18 protein-coding genes and 1 pseudogene are annotated in these 17201 nt (G+C 68.3%); 9 read left to right on the top strand and 10 right to left on the bottom strand.

Annotated elements, in window-relative coordinates; all coding sequences use genetic code 11:
- Positions 1 to 6: 6 nt before the first annotated feature.
- Together ACGGAQ_RS22375 and ACGGAQ_RS22370 are read left to right on the top strand one after the other, a co-directional pair.
- Entirely contained in the window at positions 7 to 399 is a 393-nt protein-coding gene (locus ACGGAQ_RS22375; protein WP_393052141.1) for a hypothetical protein, read from the top strand.
- Between the two features lie 588 nt (positions 400 to 987).
- Complete coding sequence (locus ACGGAQ_RS22370) at positions 988 to 1848, top strand: NAD(P)-dependent oxidoreductase (protein ID WP_393052399.1); 861 nt, start codon at positions 988 to 990, stop codon at positions 1846 to 1848.
- A gap of 29 nt (positions 1849 to 1877) precedes the next feature.
- Here the strand turns inward: ACGGAQ_RS22370 and ACGGAQ_RS22365 are convergent, their stop codons facing one another.
- The gene (locus ACGGAQ_RS22365; protein WP_393052140.1) at positions 1878 to 2237 is read right to left on the bottom strand and encodes a hypothetical protein; all 360 of its coding nucleotides are present in this window, start codon (positions 2235 to 2237) and stop codon (positions 1878 to 1880) included.
- Between the two features lie 73 nt (positions 2238 to 2310).
- Positions 2311 to 2760, bottom strand: coding sequence for a VOC family protein (locus ACGGAQ_RS22360; RefSeq protein ID WP_363935736.1), 450 nt, complete (start codon positions 2758 to 2760; stop codon positions 2311 to 2313).
- Between the two features lie 111 nt (positions 2761 to 2871).
- Here ACGGAQ_RS22360 and ACGGAQ_RS22355 point away from each other — a divergent pair, with 111 nt between their 5' ends.
- The gene (locus ACGGAQ_RS22355) at positions 2872 to 3306 is read left to right on the top strand and encodes a TIGR03668 family PPOX class F420-dependent oxidoreductase (RefSeq protein WP_393052138.1); all 435 of its coding nucleotides are present in this window, start codon (positions 2872 to 2874) and stop codon (positions 3304 to 3306) included.
- Between the two features lie 15 nt (positions 3307 to 3321).
- On the opposite strand, the gene ACGGAQ_RS22350 is transcribed toward ACGGAQ_RS22355, so the two are convergent.
- The 3 genes from ACGGAQ_RS22350 to ACGGAQ_RS22340 are packed head-to-tail and all read right to left on the bottom strand — an operon-like array spanning position 3322 to position 4996.
- A complete protein-coding gene (locus ACGGAQ_RS22350; RefSeq protein ID WP_393052136.1) occupies positions 3322 to 4233 on the bottom strand; it encodes a TIGR03619 family F420-dependent LLM class oxidoreductase in 912 nt (303 codons plus the stop codon).
- Between the two features lie 41 nt (positions 4234 to 4274).
- Positions 4275 to 4541: a DUF2267 domain-containing protein gene (locus tag ACGGAQ_RS22345; protein ID WP_393052134.1), complete on the bottom strand. Its 267-nt coding sequence runs from the start codon at positions 4539 to 4541 to the stop codon at positions 4275 to 4277.
- Between the two features lie 38 nt (positions 4542 to 4579).
- The gene (locus ACGGAQ_RS22340) at positions 4580 to 4996 is read right to left on the bottom strand and encodes a DUF2267 domain-containing protein (RefSeq protein WP_393052132.1); all 417 of its coding nucleotides are present in this window, start codon (positions 4994 to 4996) and stop codon (positions 4580 to 4582) included.
- A 199-nt stretch (positions 4997 to 5195) separates the two neighbouring features.
- On the opposite strand from ACGGAQ_RS22340, the pseudogene ACGGAQ_RS22335 reads away from it, so the two are divergent.
- The 3 genes and pseudogenes from ACGGAQ_RS22335 to ACGGAQ_RS22325 all read left to right on the top strand — a co-directional run.
- A pseudogene (locus tag ACGGAQ_RS22335) lies at positions 5196 to 5384 on the top strand (DUF397 domain-containing protein); the annotation flags it as partial.
- 113 nt (positions 5385 to 5497) lie between these two features.
- The gene (locus tag ACGGAQ_RS22330) at positions 5498 to 5995 is read left to right on the top strand and encodes a hypothetical protein (RefSeq protein WP_393052131.1); all 498 of its coding nucleotides are present in this window, start codon (positions 5498 to 5500) and stop codon (positions 5993 to 5995) included.
- Positions 5996 to 6277: 282 nt separating this feature from the next.
- A complete protein-coding gene (locus ACGGAQ_RS22325) occupies positions 6278 to 8407 on the top strand; it encodes a HelD family protein (protein WP_393052129.1) in 2130 nt (709 codons plus the stop codon).
- 13 nt (positions 8408 to 8420) lie between these two features.
- Here the strand turns inward: ACGGAQ_RS22325 and ACGGAQ_RS22320 are convergent, their stop codons facing one another.
- From ACGGAQ_RS22320 to ACGGAQ_RS22305, 4 genes are all read right to left on the bottom strand, one after another.
- Positions 8421 to 8876, bottom strand: coding sequence for a hypothetical protein (locus ACGGAQ_RS22320; RefSeq protein WP_393052127.1), 456 nt, complete (start codon positions 8874 to 8876; stop codon positions 8421 to 8423).
- Positions 8877 to 8884: 8 nt separating this feature from the next.
- On the bottom strand, positions 8885 to 9805 hold the full coding sequence (locus tag ACGGAQ_RS22315) for a ParA family protein (protein ID WP_393052125.1): 921 nt from the start codon (positions 9803 to 9805) through the stop codon (positions 8885 to 8887).
- Positions 9806 to 9965: 160 nt separating this feature from the next.
- Positions 9966 to 10217: a hypothetical protein gene (locus ACGGAQ_RS22310; RefSeq protein ID WP_393052123.1), complete on the bottom strand. Its 252-nt coding sequence runs from the start codon at positions 10215 to 10217 to the stop codon at positions 9966 to 9968.
- The gene (locus ACGGAQ_RS22305; RefSeq protein WP_393052121.1) at positions 10214 to 10516 is read right to left on the bottom strand and encodes a DivIVA domain-containing protein; all 303 of its coding nucleotides are present in this window, start codon (positions 10514 to 10516) and stop codon (positions 10214 to 10216) included. The genes ACGGAQ_RS22310 and ACGGAQ_RS22305 overlap by 4 nt, the downstream gene beginning before the upstream one ends.
- 231 nt (positions 10517 to 10747) lie before the next feature.
- On the opposite strand from ACGGAQ_RS22305, the gene ACGGAQ_RS22300 reads away from it, so the two are divergent.
- The 3 genes from ACGGAQ_RS22300 to ACGGAQ_RS22290 all read left to right on the top strand — a co-directional run bounded on the left by ACGGAQ_RS22300 (position 10748) and on the right by ACGGAQ_RS22290 (position 15624).
- A complete protein-coding gene (locus ACGGAQ_RS22300; protein WP_393052119.1) occupies positions 10748 to 11635 on the top strand; it encodes a helix-turn-helix domain-containing protein in 888 nt (295 codons plus the stop codon).
- Positions 11628 to 11828, top strand: coding sequence for a DUF397 domain-containing protein (locus ACGGAQ_RS22295; RefSeq protein ID WP_387261684.1), 201 nt, complete (start codon positions 11628 to 11630; stop codon positions 11826 to 11828). The genes ACGGAQ_RS22300 and ACGGAQ_RS22295 overlap by 8 nt, the downstream gene beginning before the upstream one ends.
- Positions 11829 to 12243: 415 nt before the next feature.
- Positions 12244 to 15624, top strand: a complete 3381-nt coding sequence (locus tag ACGGAQ_RS22290) for a DEAD/DEAH box helicase (RefSeq protein WP_393052117.1) — start codon at positions 12244 to 12246, stop codon at positions 15622 to 15624.
- Here ACGGAQ_RS22290 and ACGGAQ_RS22285 read toward each other — a convergent pair.
- Positions 15578 to 17146, bottom strand: coding sequence for an Hsp70 family protein (locus ACGGAQ_RS22285; RefSeq protein ID WP_393052115.1), 1569 nt, complete (start codon positions 17144 to 17146; stop codon positions 15578 to 15580). The two genes, ACGGAQ_RS22290 and ACGGAQ_RS22285, sit on opposite strands and share 47 nt — an antisense overlap.
- Positions 17147 to 17201 lie beyond the last annotated feature (55 nt).

Genomic DNA, 17201 nt, shown 5'->3' with positions numbered 1-17201 from the left:
CGCGTAGTGAACGTACATGGCGATTGTTCGGTGCCTGCTCGCCAACAACCGGTACAGACCCCGGACCCGGCCGAGAGCCGCCTCGGCGTCGACTGCTCGGGCGAGCAGCACCGCTCGCACCGCTTCATCAGCCGCCGCCTCGACGTTTCCGCCCTGGCCCAGCACCTCGGCGAGGCCGGCGCGCAGGAAGGGCAACTCCCGGACGTCCTCTTGGGCCGCGGTCACCACCGCGGCCTGGAAGGCCGGCACAGCGAGATCCGGCATCACCAGCGAACGGAGGACCTCCGATTCCCAGGTTCTGACGAACCCCTCGTCGTGCTGCCACCAGACCCAGTCCGGCCGGGCACCCGTCGTCCGCCCCAGATCCAGCGCTTCACGGGCGACATCCAGCGCCTTTAGCGCGAGCGCCGCCCGGATCCGGTCGTGCTCGCCGCCATCTCGGGCGAGGGCTAGAGCGCGGTGCACCTCGAGACGGGCGCGTCCATAAGGGGGAAAGTCTCGCCGCATCGACCTTCCCCAAGGTGATAACCGCCCGCGTCGGCTGCTTCAACGAGAGAAACGTACGACTGACGCGAGTCAGCGCATGCGCCCGGAGGTCATGGTCACGCACGTCGCGTGCCAGCCGGGCCGCCTGTTTTCCCCAGTCGAGGCTCTGCCGATCGTCGCCGTTGTCGGAGTGGGCGTTCGCCGCCAGCCAGGCAACCTCCGAGGCCATCCGACCGACTTCGAGCCGGAAAGCAGGAGGCGCGACGGCGAATACGCGTACCAGCAGCTCCCCATGCGACTCCAGGGAAGGAATGAGGGGTTGAACGGTCTCGGTGGCACATACCCGCAGCCGCTGCGTCCGTTGGCGGAGGTCGTCGACAACCGCGGCATCGATCGAGTCAAGGTCCTGCGGAAAAACGGTCATCAGCCCGCCGCCCACCGTGAAGACCAGTCTCAGGAAGACCCGTCTCGCCACCATCCGGGCTCCATCGCTCTTCGGCCCTGTCGCCCCTCCCATGGGGATTCTACCTGCCCGCGTACCGCGCTCACGGTCGCAACGCATCGTCTGTCCTCAAAGGCTCGGCCGACGCGAGACATCGACAGCGGTCGCCTCATACGTCAGCCGCGGTCGCTGCCGACAGTCCGGCAGAGGCTGCCCGCCAGGCTGATTTGGTCATCACCATGCTGTCCGACGCGGCGGCGCTGCGAGAGGTGGTCGAGGGCCCGCAGGGCATCCTCGCCGGTGCTACCGCGTCGACGACGCTCGCTGAGATGTCCACGGTCGGGCCGCCCGCGGTGCGTCGGTTGGCCGCGATGCTGCCGGATGGTGTTGGCCTGCTCGATGCGCCGGTGCTGGGCAGCGTCTCGGAGGCCGAGTCGGGTTCGCTGCGGATCTTCGTCGGAGGGCCGGAGCAGCTTGCCCAACAGTGGATGCCGGTGTTGGGCGCGCTTGGCTCGCCGACGCATGTCGGACCGCTCGGTGCCGGCGCGGCGGCCAAACTCGTCGCCAATTCGACCCTCTTCGGAGTGCTCGCTGTTCTCGGTGAAGCGCTCGCCCTCGCGGATAGGCTTGGACTGCCGCGTGACACAGCGTTTGAGGTCTTGTCCGCGACTCCCGTCGGCTCGCAAGCGGATCGGCGGCGGCCAGCGATCGAGTCGGGTCAGTTCCCGCTCCGGTTCGCGCTGTCACTCGCCCGTAAGGACGCCGATCTGGTCGTGTCGGCCGCCGAGTCGGCAGGCGTCGAACTGCCGGTCGCGACGGCCGCACGGCAGTGGGTCGCGTCAGCCCAGGAGGCCGGCCTTGGCGACCAGGACTACTCGGCCGTAATTGCGCACATCACCGACACTGCCCGATCAGCCTGAGACCTGGCCGTCCGGCAGGCCCGTCAGGTTCAGCGTGGTCGACTCAGCCACTCCCAGGCGTGGCGGAGGCCCACCTGCACCGGGTCGTCACCCGCGGCCTCGGCCCTTCTGGCCGGCGTGTCCTCGCCCGGCTCGTGCATCTCGGCACCGGGTACCGACAGCACGACCCCCCGCTCGTACAGGTCGGCGATCTGCTCCCGGTGGGCGAAGCGGTGGGACTGGTCCGGCCTTGGCGGTGCCACGATGATGCCGTGGAAGATGTCCTTCGGTTCGTCGGTCAGCACGTGCTCGACCACGCCGACGGGTGCCGAGTCGACGTCGTAGACCGGGGTGCCGACGCGAAGCGCGAGGTACGAGACCTTCGCGCCGAGGTCCTCCACGACGTTCACCGTACCCACCGCCTGATCACCAGGGGCCCGATCACGATGGCGGGTCCGGACTGGGTTCCCCGGTGTCGGTCGCTCAGGCGGCGGCTGCTCGACCCATCCCGGCGAGGATCCCCGTGCCCTGGCCCAGCTCGATCAGATAGCCGTCCGGATCGCGCAGGTAGCACCGGATCTCGACGCCATGATCCTTGGGCTCGGTCAGGAACTCCCCACCCCGTGACCGCCACTGCTCGTAGACCGCCCGGACGTCGGTGACCCGGACGTTCATCGCGCTGCTGAGCGTGTTCGGATCCGGCGGCGCCTTCGCCTGCACACCCGGCTTGTCGTCGGTCGGACCACCCTCGTCGTTGATCACGATGTAGCTGTTGTGGAACCGCAGGATCGCCGGCTGGCGTTCCCGCACCACCGTCGCGCCCAGCACCCGCTGGTAGAACTCCCGGGAACGGTCCACGTCCCGCACGATCAGCAGGTGCGTGAGCACCAGCCCAGCCTCGGGCTGGAAGTAGTCGGGCGCCTCGCTCGCCATCACGCCTCCCCCGGGTTCGGGTCGGCAGGGCATACCCGCCTGCAGCACCGACATACCCTCACGATCAACGACGAGTCACCATGACGGGTGCCGGCTGTTACCGTCGGGCCCGTGCCCGCCGACGAAATCCGGCACCGGGTCGGGTCGGCCCGGGTGGCCCGGCTGACCACCGTCCGGGCGGATGGGCGTCCCCACCTGGTGCCCGTGTGCTTCGTCCTGCTCGACGATGTCGTCTACCACGCCGTGGACGAGAAGCCCAAGCGCCACCGGCGGCTGCGCCGGGTGGAGAACATCCAGGCGACGGGGCATGCCTGCCTGCTCATCGACGAGTACGACGAGGACTGGTCGCGGCTGTGGTGGGTCCGTCTGGACGGGCACGGTCGGCTGGTGGAGGACCGCGCGGAGGAGGCCGCGGCCCGCGCGGCGCTGGCCGACAAGTACCCGCAGTACGTCCAACAGCCACCAGCCGGGCCGGTGATCGCGATCGCGGTGACCGGGTGGTCGGCGTGGTCTGCGGCGGACGCGGCAGCCGACCCGGCCGGGTGAGCGCCGACCGGGGTGTCAGTGGGTCGGAGCGAGGGCGTCGAGCACCTCGTCGGCCCGGCGCAGCGACGCCTGCGCGTCGGCGCGGGGTGAGCCGATCTCCGGATCGAAGTTGAGATCGACGAACACTTCCGTGATGCCGGCTTCGGCGAGTCTGCCGAGATCCGACCGGATCTGCTCGAGCGTGCCGGTGAGCGGCTCGCGCCCGGGCGGGCTCGTCGGCCGTACGCGGACCGCGCCGCGGCAGACGAAGCGCAGTGCGCCGGGATCGCGGCCGGCCTCCGCGGCGGCGGCCTTGACGGTCGCGACCGCCTCGCCGATGCCTGTCAGGTCCGCCTGGCTGCCGCTGACCCAGCCGTCGGCGAGCCGGCCGGCCCGGCGCAGCGCGGCGGGCGCCTGGCCGCCGAGCAGGATCGGCGGGTGTGGCCGCTGCACGGGTTTTGGCTCCAGGCGCGTCGGCGGGATCTGGTAGAACTCGCCGCGATGCTCGGCAACGCCGTCTTGCCAGAGAGCGCGGAGAACGGCGAGGAACTCCTCGGCCCGATGGCCCCGCCGATGCTTGCTCACCCCCGCCGCCTGATACTCCTCGTCCGCCCAGCCGAGGCCGAGTCCCACGTCGAGCCGTCCGCCGGCGAGGATGTCGAGGGTCGCGGTCTGCTTGGCCAGCAGCACCGGAGAGACGAACGGCATGTTGAGCACCGCGACGCCGAGCCGGATCCGCGTGGTGTGGGCCGACAGGAACGCCAGCGTGGTCAGCGGGTCCTGGACGCTGTGGTAGGTCTCGCTCCACGCGAGGTCGGCGGGCACCAGGAGCCGCTGGAACGTCCAGAGCGAGTGGTACCCGAGCTGCTCGGCGCGGCGGGCGACATGGATCATGTTGTCCGGTGTGGCCCACGAGCCGGAGACGGGCGGGGCGAATCCAACCTCCACCCGCGCACCGTACCCGGATCGGGCCAGGAAATGGCTCGGGTTCAGGCCCCGACGCTGCGGCCCACCGGACGCAGCAGCCGCCGGAAGTCCTTCGGCAGTTCGGATTCCAGGTTCTCGAGATCGTCCGCGCTCACCGCCTCGCGCAGGGTCGCCAACACGGCGCGGACCCCCTCAGCGTTCCGCTCGTCCCTCCCACCACTGTCCCCTTCCGCCACGGTCGTCAGCGTGGCTCCGACGACGTTCGCCGCCTCCGACGCCGGCATTCGCGCCCGCTTCCCCACCGCTTCGAGAAATTCGGCGTAGTTCACCAGTGACCAGTTGGGGTGCGTCGCGGGGTCCGTGCGTGCTACCCGCGGCGCTGCCGGCCACCGGCGCCCACCGGCTCGGTCACCTGCCGGAACTCCTTCGGAAGCTGGGCCATCGCGTCCTCGAACTCGTCACGGGTAACAGCCTCACGGAGCGTGGTGAGCACCGCGCGGACCCCGGCACCGGCGAGCGCACGGTCGACGGCCGGGTGGTCCGCCACCCGCCGCACGAACTCGTCGAACCCGAATGGCTTGGCGTGTTCATCCCTTCTGTGCGGTGGCGGCTTGCGCAGGTTGTCGTCGAGCCCGTCGGGAAGCTGATAGGCAAGGTCCTCAGCCTGGCCGGCGCTGATCCGATCCGCCAATGTCTCCAACGTGGCGCTGGTGAGTGTCGCCGCCTGATCGGTCGACACCTTCAGCCGCGTGGCCACTGCGTTGATGAAATCCTCGTATTCCACCTGATTCTCCTCTCCGGCCCGATCGCCGTCGAACCGCCAGTTACGGGCCCCTGACCTCAATGGGCCGCTATCGCACACTTCACCTCTCGGGTGCCGAGCGAACTGGTACTTCGACAGCCTCCTGGGACAGGGGGTGACCCTGCCTCATCCCCATCGGGCGAATCCGGGTCAGCGGCGCAGGCGGCGGGCACAGGGGCCGAGCACCCGTAGCGGCGACAACGGCGGCGCCTGCGTCGAGGTCGCCGACAACCTCCCCGGCATCGTTGCCGTACGCGACTCGAAGGACCAGGCCGGAGCCGTGCTCACCTATACGTCCTCGGCTTGGTCGACGTTCGTCGCCGCGGCCGGCGCTCGCCCCACCGATGGGCCGACGACGGTCACCGCCTGACGGTTCTCGCGGCGAGGCCAGGAAGGGCAAGCCTAACGGCCACCCGACCGGTGGATCCTTCCCCGTCCGTAAGCCGATCTTGGAAGTCGTACCACTGCGGCAGGATGTCCTCCATGACGACGCACCACCCGAACACCCGGCGCCTGGTCTACGGCCACGCGCAGCTGCACGACTGTCTCGCCCTCGCCGACGCGACCACCGCCGCCGAGGAGGCCAAGGAGATCAAGGCGCTCGCAGCCGCCCGCACCTGGGGAGAAGCCCGCCAGGTCCAGATGACCCACTTGTGGAACCCCGCCGGCCCGGACTACTACGAGCCGGAGGACGGATACCCCGACGACCTGCCCTTCGAGATCAACGAGCTGGGTACGGTCGTGGAGGGCGACTGGCCTCCGATGGTCACCGAGCGCGCGTTCGAGCTGCTCCCCGAGGACCTCCAGGACCGGTTCGGCAAGCGCCACTTCACCGCGCACAACGGTGACTTCCTCGAGATCCCGATCGACCACGAGAGGGAGCTGGTGGCGGAGCTGCGCGAGCGCGGCTACGAGGTCACCCGCGATGACGAGCTCATCAACGTGCTCGACGGCCGCAGCTTCAGCCCGCTCGCCGGCTGACTTCCGCCGCTCTCGCCGCTGGCTCCGGCCGATGAGCCGGGGCCAGCGGCCGCTGCCGTCCGGGTTGCTCCGGTCCGGCTTCCGCAGGGCCTCGGTGACCCGCCGGCCGACGAGGTCGGAGGCGTTCAGGTTGACGACGACCTGGTCGGACAGCCAACTCAGCAGGCGAGCCAGAGCTTGCTGACTGTCGGGGATGCCGGAACTCGATGGCAGTCCCGGTGGATCCGCCTGCGCCGTTCACAGGGATAGGGTGTGGCGGTTCCGCCGGAGTCAGGAGCATACGTGGGCAGCAAGTCGCCGGAGATCGCCAGCGAGCAGACCTTCTTCGACGCGGCGGCCCGACATCGGGCCCGCCGGCGGGACGGGCTGGCCGAGGTGACCGCGGCGGCGGCGCACCCCGGTGCCGCCGTGCACCTGAAGCGGTACGCCGGGAAGGCCGCCGAAGCCCTCGGCGACAACGACGAGGCGGTGGCGTTCGGCCGGATCGACGACGAGTCGGACGATGTGCTCTACATCGGCCGGCACGTCGTGCTCGACGAGCGCAGCGAGGTGCTGATCGTGAACTGGCAGGCCCCGGCGGCCGCACCCTATTTCGAGGCGAGCCATGTCGACCCTCGGGGCCTGGTACGCAAGCGCAGTTACCAGTGCGCCGGCAACACGATCCAGGACTTCACCGACGTGCTCTTCGCCCAGCTCGCGGCCGCGATCGACGGGCCTGACCAGCGCCTGCTCGACGAACTGGCCAGGGCGCGTACCGGCGAGATGCGCGACATCGTGGCAACGATCCAGGCGGCCCAGTTCGAGCTGATCCGGGCGCCGATGGAGCAGGTGCTGGTGATCGAGGGCGGGCCGGGCACTGGCAAGACCGCAGTCGCCCTGCACCGCGTCTCCTGGCTGCTCTTCAACAACCCCGACCTCGCACCGGAGGACGTGCTGGTGGTCGGACCGAACCCGACCTTCATGCGCTACATCGGCCGGGTGCTGCCCGATCTGGGCGACGCCGAGGTGTTGATGCGTGACGTCGCCCGGCTGGCGCCCGACGTACGCCGCGGCCGGACCGAGCCGGCCGAGGTGAGCCGGCTCAAGGGCGAGGCACGGTTGGCCGGCCTGCTCTCCCGCGCACTGCGCAACCGGGTGGGTGTGCCCGAGCCTGCCGAACGGCTCCTGCTGGGCGGGCGGTTCGTCACCGTGCCCGGAACGGAGCTGGCCGAGGCGATGGCGGTGGCGAGCGCGGCGGAATTGCCGTACTCCGAGCAGCGCCGCCTGTTCTGGGACCGGGTGAACCACCTGGTCAGTGAACGCGCCGGCGTCGACGCGGCCGGGGTGCCGGCGGTGGCGAATCTCGTCGAGCGGCTGTGGCCGCAGCAGTCGGCGGCGGCGTTCCTGCGCGACCTGTTCGGCTCGCGGGCACGGCTGAGCGCCGCGGCCGGCACGGAGTTCACCGCTGAGGAGGTCCGCCAGTTGCACCGCCAGGGCGCGGACCGGCTCTCCGAGGAGGTCTGGTCCGCGGCGGACCTGCAGTTCCTCGACGAGCTGGAGCGGCTCATCGACGGTCCGGGACGCCAGTACGCGCACGTGGTGATCGACGAGGCACAGGACCTGTCGCCGATGCAGCTGCGGGCCGTCGGCCGCCGCTGCGCGGGCGGCTCGCTCACCCTGGTGGGGGATCTCGCTCAGTCAACCGGCTCGTGGGCCCGTGACGACTGGGCCGAGGTGACCGATCACCTGCCTGCGGTCCATCCTGTGGTGATCGCCCCGCTGCGGTACGGCTTCCGGGTACCCGCACAGGCGTACCGGTTCGCCGCCCGGCTGCTGCCGGTGGCCGCCGCCGGCGTGACGCCCCCGGAGGTGGTGCGGACGGGTCCGGCCGAGCCCGGAATCCACCGGGTTTCGCTGACCGAGCGGGCCGGGCGGGTGGTCGCCCTGGCCGCCGCTCACGCCGAGAAGGGCGCCTTCGTCGGGATCGTCTGCCCGGCACGGTGTCGCCGCGAGGTGGAGGCGGCGCTGGCTGACAACGGCGTCGGCTGGAGCAGCGCGCAGCGCGGTGAGCTCGGCGGCTCGGTCAACCTGGTGAGTCCGCAGGAGGCGAAAGGGCTGGAGTTCGACGCGGTGGTCGTGGTCGAGCCGGAACAGATCGTGGCCGAGGACGATCGCGGGCACCGGCTGCTCTACGTGGCCTTGACCCGTACCACGGCATATCTGGACATCGTCTGTGTCGCCGATCCGCTGCCGCTGACCGTGCCACCGCAGCGCAGGCCACCGGCCGCAGACGAGGGTGCTGCACCGTTCACCGACCGAGCGGTCCGCCGGCTCGCCGACCACCTCGCCGGCCAGCTACGCGGCGCGGCGCCGCGCGCGTCGTGGGATGCGGTCCTTGACGAGGTACGCCGAGTGCTGGACGCGACGGACTGAGCCGGCTCTGCGATCAGCCGCGGGCCGGCGCCGGCCTGCTGATCGCCGAGGAGTCGAGCCGCCGCCCGACCGTCCACTGCACGATGTCGCGCCGCACGTCGGCCTTGGTCGCCCGGCTCGGCACGGCGATGCCGAGGTTATTGGCGAGCGCCTTGAGCTGCGGCACGGTCAGCCGCAGGTCGTCGAGGTAGCGCCCGGCGGCCGCCCGGTCGTCGATCGCGGCCAGATCAGCGCGGACCTTCTCCGGTTCCACGGTAGGCGCCGGCGCGGCCTTCGCCGTACCCCTGCTCCTGGGCGCCACCGACGGCCGCGCCGGCCGGTCGGACGTCGCGGCGGTCGCGCCGGTCGCCGCGAGCTGCAGCCGGGCGGACCCGTCGGCCAGCGCGGCCAGTCGGTCCGCCGGAAGCGTACGGAGGAACTCCGCCACCCGCACAAGTACGGCGTGGCTGAGGTCGGCTGGGCTGGTCACGGGTGCTCCTAGTTCCGGATCCGGGCGAGAAACTCGCTGGCGAGCTGCTGCAGTTCGTACTGGACGGTGGGGTTCGCGTTCGGCAGGAGGACGGCGGGTATCCCGTGCTCGCCTGCGGGCGCGAACAGTGTCTTGTTGTCCCGGATCATCTGCCGGAACACCGGCAGCTCGACGCTGCTGGGCTGTTCGATGAAGTTGCGCTGGGCGATGATCGGCCCGGTGCCGGCGTACTGGATCATCGTAAGAACGACACCGAGAATGGTGGGATTGATCTGCGGAACGGCGCCCACGACCCGGTTGTAGTCCCGCACCAGTTCGGAGAGCTTCTTGCGGAGATAGTCGATGCCGAGCGTGGAGAGGTAATCCGCCTTGGCCGGGATCAGGATGTGATCGCTGGCGACGATCCCGGTGCGGGTGACCATCGTGAAGTTGGGCGGACAGTCGATCAGGATGGCGTCGTACGCCTGGAAGGCCTCTCCGTCGAGCGCGTCGGCCAGCGCTCGGTGCAGCGGCAGATAGCGCGGACTGCCGTGCTGAAACCGGGAGCCGCCCAATTGGTAGGCGAAATCCAGGTCGGCGTCGACCAGCATGAGGTGCGACGGGACCAGGTCGAGCCGGCCCGAGCCGCTGTGGGCGATCACGTCGTTCACGGCGGGCGGGGTCACCACGTACGGGTCGAGCGGCTGGGAGCCACCGTGGCCGAGCACGTCGCCGAACCACTGGAGGATGGTGCGCTCGTCGGCGAGTTCCTGCTCCCACTGGTGCGGCTGGTAGAAGGAGAACGTGAGGCTCGCCTGCGGGTCCAGGTCGATCAAGAGTACGGTGAGGCCGCGCGTCGCCAGCTCCGCCCCGATGTTCGCCGTCAACGTCGTCTTGCCCACGCCGCCCTTGTAGTTGATGACGGAGACCACGCTCCCGGGCTGACGCATGGCCAGCAGCATGCCACGTACGCCGCCACGATTCCCACCGGTGTGGTCGGGCTCTCGCACCGCTGCTCGCCTGCGATTACCTGTCCCACGTCCGCCGCGTCCTCGTCGATGGTGACCCGCCCGCTGCTTCCAGCTCTGCCTGTCGCCGGCCTCGCACCCCTCATCGACGCAGGCGGCGGGAGCAGTCGCCGTCGTGGCCGTCGCGCAGGAGGCAGCGCCGGCCGGCTGGCATCCGCAGGTCGCAGAAGACCCGGTGCCGGACGAGTTGATGGTCCTCTTCGGAGACGGTGGTCTCCCCCGGGTCAGCCATCGGCAGCACCAGCATCCACCGGCCGATGACCCGGGCCAGGCGATGCGCGGCGGGCAGATCGGTGGCAACGACGGGCAGGTGGATGACGTACCGCTGGCTCATCGGTCCTGGCCCCGCTCGTTGCGGGTGCCGGCCTGGTCGGCCTGCCGGCGACGCAGGCCGGCCTTGATCCGGGCCGTCTCGAGGCGGCTCTCGGCGAGAGCGGCGTAGACCGCGGCCATGTCGACGGCGACCCGGTCGAGGAAGGCGTACACGTCGTCGGGGTTCAAACCGCGACGTCCGAGCCCGGTCGGTGGAAAGCGGCGCTCGCGCACCTGCCACGGCAACAGACTGGTGTACGCGGTAGAGCGGTAGGTCGCACCACCACTCGCCGTCCCTGGTCGCTGGTTCTTGGCGTTCATGTTTGCCTGCCTTCCTGACGCGGAGGGGCGAGGGTGTTCGGGGAAGCACGGCGGCCGTTCGGGGGGACCGGACGGCCGCCGTGCTGTGATCAGCCTGCGACAGTCCGCAGTGGAAACGCAACGTTCTAAACCGCACTTTCGCCGTTGTGCATTGACTTTCTTTGCTGAAACCCGTAGGAGTTGCAGGAGCAGGTCACGCAGCGTTGCGCCATGGAACCAGGGAGTGTGCGGATGCCCGACGACATCGGATCGACCGTGCCGCGCCGGCAACTCGGCCGGCTGCTGCGACAGTTCCGCAACGAGGCCGGGGTGACACTCGACGCCGCCGCCGAAGCCCTCGAATACAGCCGGCAGAAGATTTGGCGCCTCGAATGCGGCCAAGGCTCGGTTCGGGTGCTCGACGTCAAGGCAATGTGCGAGCTGTACGGGGTGTCGCCCGAGATGACCGAGGCGATGCGTGGGCTGGCCGTGGAGACGAAGTCGAAGGGCTGGTGGCACGCGTACGGCGATGCGGTGCCGAGCTGGTTCGAGCTGTACGTCGGCCTGGAATCCGCGGCTTCGCGGCTCAGAGGCTTCGACGAGTCTCTGATCCCCGGCATCCTGCAGACCAAGGGCTACGCCGACGCGCTGATCCGGCGCGGCAGGATCCTCAGCGACGAGGAGAGGGAGCGCGCCGTCCAAGTAAGGCTTCAGCGGCAGGCGCTACTCGTCCGGCGGCTTCCTCCAGCGCCACGGCTGGAGTCGGTGTTGTCAGAGGCAGTGCTTCGGCGCACGGTCGGCGGCCCCAACGTCATGACCGCGCAATTCGACCACCTCCTCAGGGTGTCAGAGCTACCGAATGTGTCCGTCCGAGTGCTACCACTGGCTGCGGGGCCACACCCCGGCGCGGTCGCCGGTACCGTCATGATCCTCGACTTCCCGCCCACCAAGGGCGGCAGAGCAGCCCCGGAACCGTCGGTCGTCTACAGCGAGTCGCTGACCGGGGCGCTCTACCTCGACAAGCCTGACGAGTTAGCTGCGTACGAACGCGTCTGGGGAGGGCTGGATGCGATGGCCCTCGGCGAGGCAGAATCGAAAGACATGATCAAGAGGATCTCCGGGGAGATGCGGCATGACTGACCTGACCGGCGCCGTCTGGCGCAAGAGCACCCGCAGCGGCGACAACGGCGGCGCCTGCGTCGAGGTCGCTATGAATCTTCCCCGCGTCGTGGTCGTTCGGGACTCCAAGGACAACCTGGGTGCCGTCCTTACATTCAGTCCGCAGGCCTGGAACGCGTTCACCGATGCCGTGGATCGCAACGCACTTCGATAGACAAACAGAGCTCCGAGCGAGGCGGAGCCGCCAGGGTCGGCCCAACAAATGACCGACGTCGGCAGGCTTAGCAGTGTTGTGAGGCGTTTGTTTACGGCACAAGGGAGGCGGCGATCTTCCCGTTCTGGCACCACGGCCACACCGGCCGCCTCCCATCGCCGGTCAGCATCGGCGGAACACCTGGCCGAGACGACGGGAACGAGATCAGGTTTGCCGAGAGGTGGGCTTGACACGGCCGTCGCTGTAAGGCCCGGACCGCTTGCTGTCCTTGGAACCGGAAGAAGATCTTCTTCCCTCAAGCGGAGTCTCTGCACCAACGGTGGAGCCTCTTCTGGACGACCGGACCGTTACATTGGCAATCCCCTCCAGCAGGATCGGGGGACTCTGCGCATTCGGGTAGGACGGGGGACGAGCCGTGCCCGACGACGACCTTCGGTATGAGCCGCCGCAACACGGATATGACTGGTTGGCTCGACTGCAGCCGGCCTGCTGCCTCGTCGTTGGTCAGATACCCGACCATCATCGCGACATCGTCAGCACCATCGCGGGCGACGTCCGTGGATCCTCCGATGGTCCGCTCACAAGACTCCTTCACTGCGGCGCCTATGCCTTCAATCGAACCGGCTCCTGGCACGCGATGGTTGTGGCCACCGGTAGGGCACCAACGGATGCAGCGAGTGACCGAAGGCGATACGCCGAGGACGGCCATCTCGTGACGGCCGGGGCGGTCTACGACACGTTGTGGGTGGGTGCAGATCCATTCGCTGGCCGAGCGAAGTTCAACCGTGGGGACATGGTGCGTACCCGGGGTGGCGCCCGCAGCGTAGGGCGCGTGAAGGAGGTCCTACCAGCGGCCGGGAGCTACCAGTATCAGGTCGACATGCACGGCGACATCAAACGCTACAGCGAGGAGGCACTCGTCCTTGTCGAGGGCGACCCGCGTGATGCCGCCTTCTGGCTGTCCCAAGCTCCCGTCGGCGCGAAGGGTCTGTCGCTGACGCTGACCTGGACGAAGCTGCGCCACCCGCTCACCGACACCCTCTATTCGTTCGCATCCAGCAAGACAGTCTTCCGGCCGTACCAGTTTAAGCCGGTCTTGAAGGTTCTCACCGCATCCTCGGGACGCCTCCTGATCGCGGACGAGGTCGGTCTCGGTAAGACGATCGAAGCTGGTCTCATCTGGAGCGAGCTTGAACAGCGGTCCCGACTCGAGCGGGTCCTCGTCGTGTCCCCCGCTGTGCTGACGCTCAAGTGGAAGACCGAGATGGGACGCCGGTTCGATCGCCCTCTCGAGATACTTCGACCCCGCGACCTAGCGAACTTCGCGGACAGGCTCGCCGACGGTGACGAGCCAAACCTACAGGGCGTCGTTTCCCTCGAGTCGCTGCGCTCGGCCGACGCTGTTCTCGAGAAGCTCAACGATCTTCATCCGCGCTTCGACCTGGTTATCATCGATGAGGCGCACTATCTCCGGAACAGCGACAGCAAGTCACACGCTCTCGGGCGACTGCTGGCGGACTGGTCTGATTACCTGATCTTCCTCTCCGCCACGCCACTCAACCTTGGCAACAAGGATCTCTTCAATCTGATGAATCTCCTCGACGAGGGGCATTTCGGCGACCATGCGATCTTCGAGGCGCAGCTTGAGCCCAATCAGATTTTGAACGGGGTGGCACGGTCACTACTCACGGAAGGTAGGCGAACACCCCGGAAGCTGGTACGTCAACTCGCCGAGCTCGACGCTCTCCAATTCGGGTCGACCGTCACCGATCGCCCCAATTACCAATTACTCCGCGCTCTGTTCGATGTCGACAGGCCACTCACCCACGATGAGGTTGCCCGGGCTCGTCGGTTGCTCGCAGACCTGAACGTCCTCGGCAGCGTGTTGACCCGGACCCGGAAGGCGGACGTACCCGATCGGAAGGCCGTACGCGATCCTCGAAACATCGACGTGGAGTGGACAGTCGAGGAGCAGAACTATTATGACTCGGTCTACGCCTGGTACATGAGCCGGGCCTTGGAGATGAACACCCCGCCAGGCTTCGCCATGCAGATGCCGCTACGCCAGGCGGCGAGTTGCATCCCGGCCTCACAACAACTGATGCGGGAGCGCAGCCCGGAGCTCTTCCGGCAGGAGGTCGACGACGCCGAGGAGGAGATCGGCCCAGATCTGGCTGATCTGCTCGACCTACCGACGCTCGCGCGTCCGGTACCGGTGGACAGCAAGTACGAGCAGCTCCTGGCCGAACTGCTCAAGGTGCGCGCGGCGGAACTACGGCAGGTGATGATCTTCTCGTTCTTCCGGCGCACGCTCTCCTATCTGGCCGGCCGCCTCGGGAAGCACTTCAGCGTGCGGGTGATGCACGGCGGTGTGCCAATGGCAGACCGAGAAAAGATTATGCGGGAGTTTCGCGACGGCCGTTTCGAGATTCTCCTGCTCAGTGAGGTCGGCTCGGAGGGTCTCGACTTCGAGTTCTGCAATGTCCTAGTCAATTACGACCTGCCCTGGAACCCCATGCGCGTGGAACAGCGCATCGGCCGGCTCGACCGCTTCGGCCAGGAGCACGAGAAGATCTTCATCTACAACATGCACGTGCCCGGAACGATCGAGACGGACATCTTCCAGCGGCTCTACGACCGGATCGGCGTGTTCGAGAGTTCTATCGGCGAACTCGAACCCATCCTGCGTGACCAGCTCGGCGACATCACCAAACGGCTGCTCGACCCCAGACTCGACGCGGCGGGCCGTCGGCGCGAAGTCGACCGGATCGAGGTCGCAATTCAACAGCGCTCCCACGAGACCGACGAGCTGCGCGCTTCTCAGGCGCAGCTTTCCGGACTCGATGGTCTACTTGTCGAGGGCCTCACCGAGACCGGGCCCGGAAACGGACGCTTCATCGGCCCAGCGGAGATTCAGCGGATGCTCGATGAGCTCTTCGACCGGGTCGGAGGCCGCCGCCGCAAGCCGAACAAGAGTGGCATCTTCCACATCATTGGCTCCAGCCAGTTGGCCGAGCGATTGCGATCAAGCCGGGTAGGCGACGGCGGAAGCAAGCACAGCCGGTCGAAGCTCGCGGCTCTGCTGCAGAGCGAGACTCCGCTGGAGTGCACGTTCCAGCCGGAGGCAGCCAGCAAGTACGACGTCGAACTCCTCTCTGGCCGGCACCCGCTCGTCAAGCTCGCTCTTGAGGTGTTGAACGACGAGACGCTGGCGCTGCCACGGTTTGGATCGATGGCCGTACCGGCACTCCCAGCGGGTAAGAGGTATCTGGTCATGTTGGACCTTGCTGAAACGTCAGGGCTCCGGCCACTGCTCGAATTGTGGGCGACGGCGATCGACCTTGACACGCGCCGTCCAGACCACGAAGTTGGGGACCTTGTGCTCACCGCCCTGGCCGAAGGCAGACTCCGGGACGGCACGCCGACGCCGCCTGCCGAACTGTATGAGGTGTGGCACCAGGCGCAGGAGCACCTCGCCGTTCGGCATCGGGACACCGAGCGGACCCGGCGGCAGGAGAACGCCGCTCTTGTCGACGGACGAATCCTGGCCCGACAGGGGTCGCTGGACATTCAGATTCAGAAGGCCCACGAGCTGCTCGCGCGACTGCGTGTTGACGGACGCGGGCCGACCATCATCCGGCTCTACGAGGGGCGGCTCCGCAATCTTCGTGCTCGCCGCGCCGAGATCCATCACGAACTGGCGAGCCGTCAAGAGCTGGAGATCTCGCTGACCGCCGTCGCCATCGCCCTCATCGAATCGGCGGAGCCCACTCCTTCTCCATGTACCAGGGAGTAGGAGGCGTCGGTGCCGACTCCTCGGCACTGCGCAGCACCAGTTGTGCGTGGTCACGACCACGGATCACCGGCCATCGGTCGACCCGCATCTGAATCCTGCTGCCCGACCCGTGCTGGATGAGGATCCGCCCGTCGCAGTAGAGCTTGAAGATCATCCGGCGGCCAAAGTTCAGGCTCAACCCGTCCATGACCTGACCGTCGAACTTCAGGCCGAGCGGCTCGCCGCTGGTGGCGCGCACCCGCAGCCGACCAATGCCGTGCTGCGGACCTGGGAAGTCTCGGTCGCGACGTTCATATCCGAGATTGGACTGACCGCTAAGCACCTGCCATGGCTCGTAAAACGGGGTATACGCAGCGTATAAGGTCTCTTGCCGTACCTGACCGCCCTCTTCCCACTCGACGACGAAGTCAAACCCCGGGCGGTGCAGGTTCAGCCGCTCGTAGCTGGCGGTATCGGCCAGCCCTGCGACAATCGCCTCGTCGGGCTGCACTCCGGCGTTGTCGAATACCTGGGCGTTCGGGAACAGCGCGCCGATGCGCCGCTCGACGTACGGGATGCGACTCATCCCCCCGGCAAGCAGCACGTAGTCGATGTCGCCACTTAGCTCGGCCGGACCCATCGCGCGTAGCTCTGACGGCGACCGGCTGTCACGTTCAGTGAGCTGAGCGGCCCGCAGCGCGGCCCATACCAGTTGCTCCGCACTATCCATCTGCTCCCGAAATGCCTCTTCCAACTGCTCTCGGCTGTAGGTCAAAACCGGCAACTGCCCGATCTGGCGGGACGGCAGCACGATGCGGTGTTCAGGCAGGCGGGAAAGACTGACCTTGGCGTCGCGGGCGGCACGGAGGACAAGCGCTCGCAGCAACTCCGGGTGCGGCACGGCCTCCAGGTCGACGCCGCGTGCGCCCAGGTCCTCAAGGAGGTCCCGTGCCATCGCGTGGTCGAGCGCGTCGCCGGCGTAGGCGGTGCCGAGTGCCGTCAGCACCGAGATCTCGGGGTGAGCGCCGCCCACCACGTCGAGGACCGCGATGTCGAGGGTGCCGCCGCCCATGTCGAAAACTAGTAGGCGGCCCTCCGGTCGCTCGCCGTGCGCGAGGAATCGGTGGGTCACCCAGGCGATGCCGGCAGCGATCGGTTCGTCGACAAGAGCCGAGTCGTCTACCGGCAGGCCAGCCTTTGCGGCCAGGTCGAGCAGGCGGTGCCGCTGCGGCCCATCCCACATGGCCGGACAACCCAGCCGAAACTCGCGATCGGCGGTCAGTGGCTCGCCCGCCCTGGCGGACCGCTCACCGATCTCGGCGAGAAGGGCGATCATGACGTCATCGGCTGACACAGCTCGCAGCCCGTCCGGGCCGGGCAACGAGACCGTCTCCTGGTTGTCGGTGATCGCCCGCTTGATGGACCGGATCACCTGGTCGCTCGGAAGCGCGTCGGCGTCCTCCCCGACCAGCAGCGTTTCACCACGGTAGCCCGCCAGGGAGGGAAACCATCGGGTCGTACGGCCGAGCGGCGCGATCTCCACGGGGCGGCGACCCGCCCGCGTGGCCACTAAAGACGTGGACGTGCCAAAATCGACC

The sequence above is a fragment of the Micromonospora sp. NPDC047557 genome, from assembly GCF_043205095.1.
In the GTDB taxonomy this organism is placed as follows: domain Bacteria; phylum Actinomycetota; class Actinomycetes; order Mycobacteriales; family Micromonosporaceae; genus Micromonospora.
Note: the sequence above shows the minus strand (reverse complement) of the source record. Positions and strands in the feature narration are given on the sequence as shown.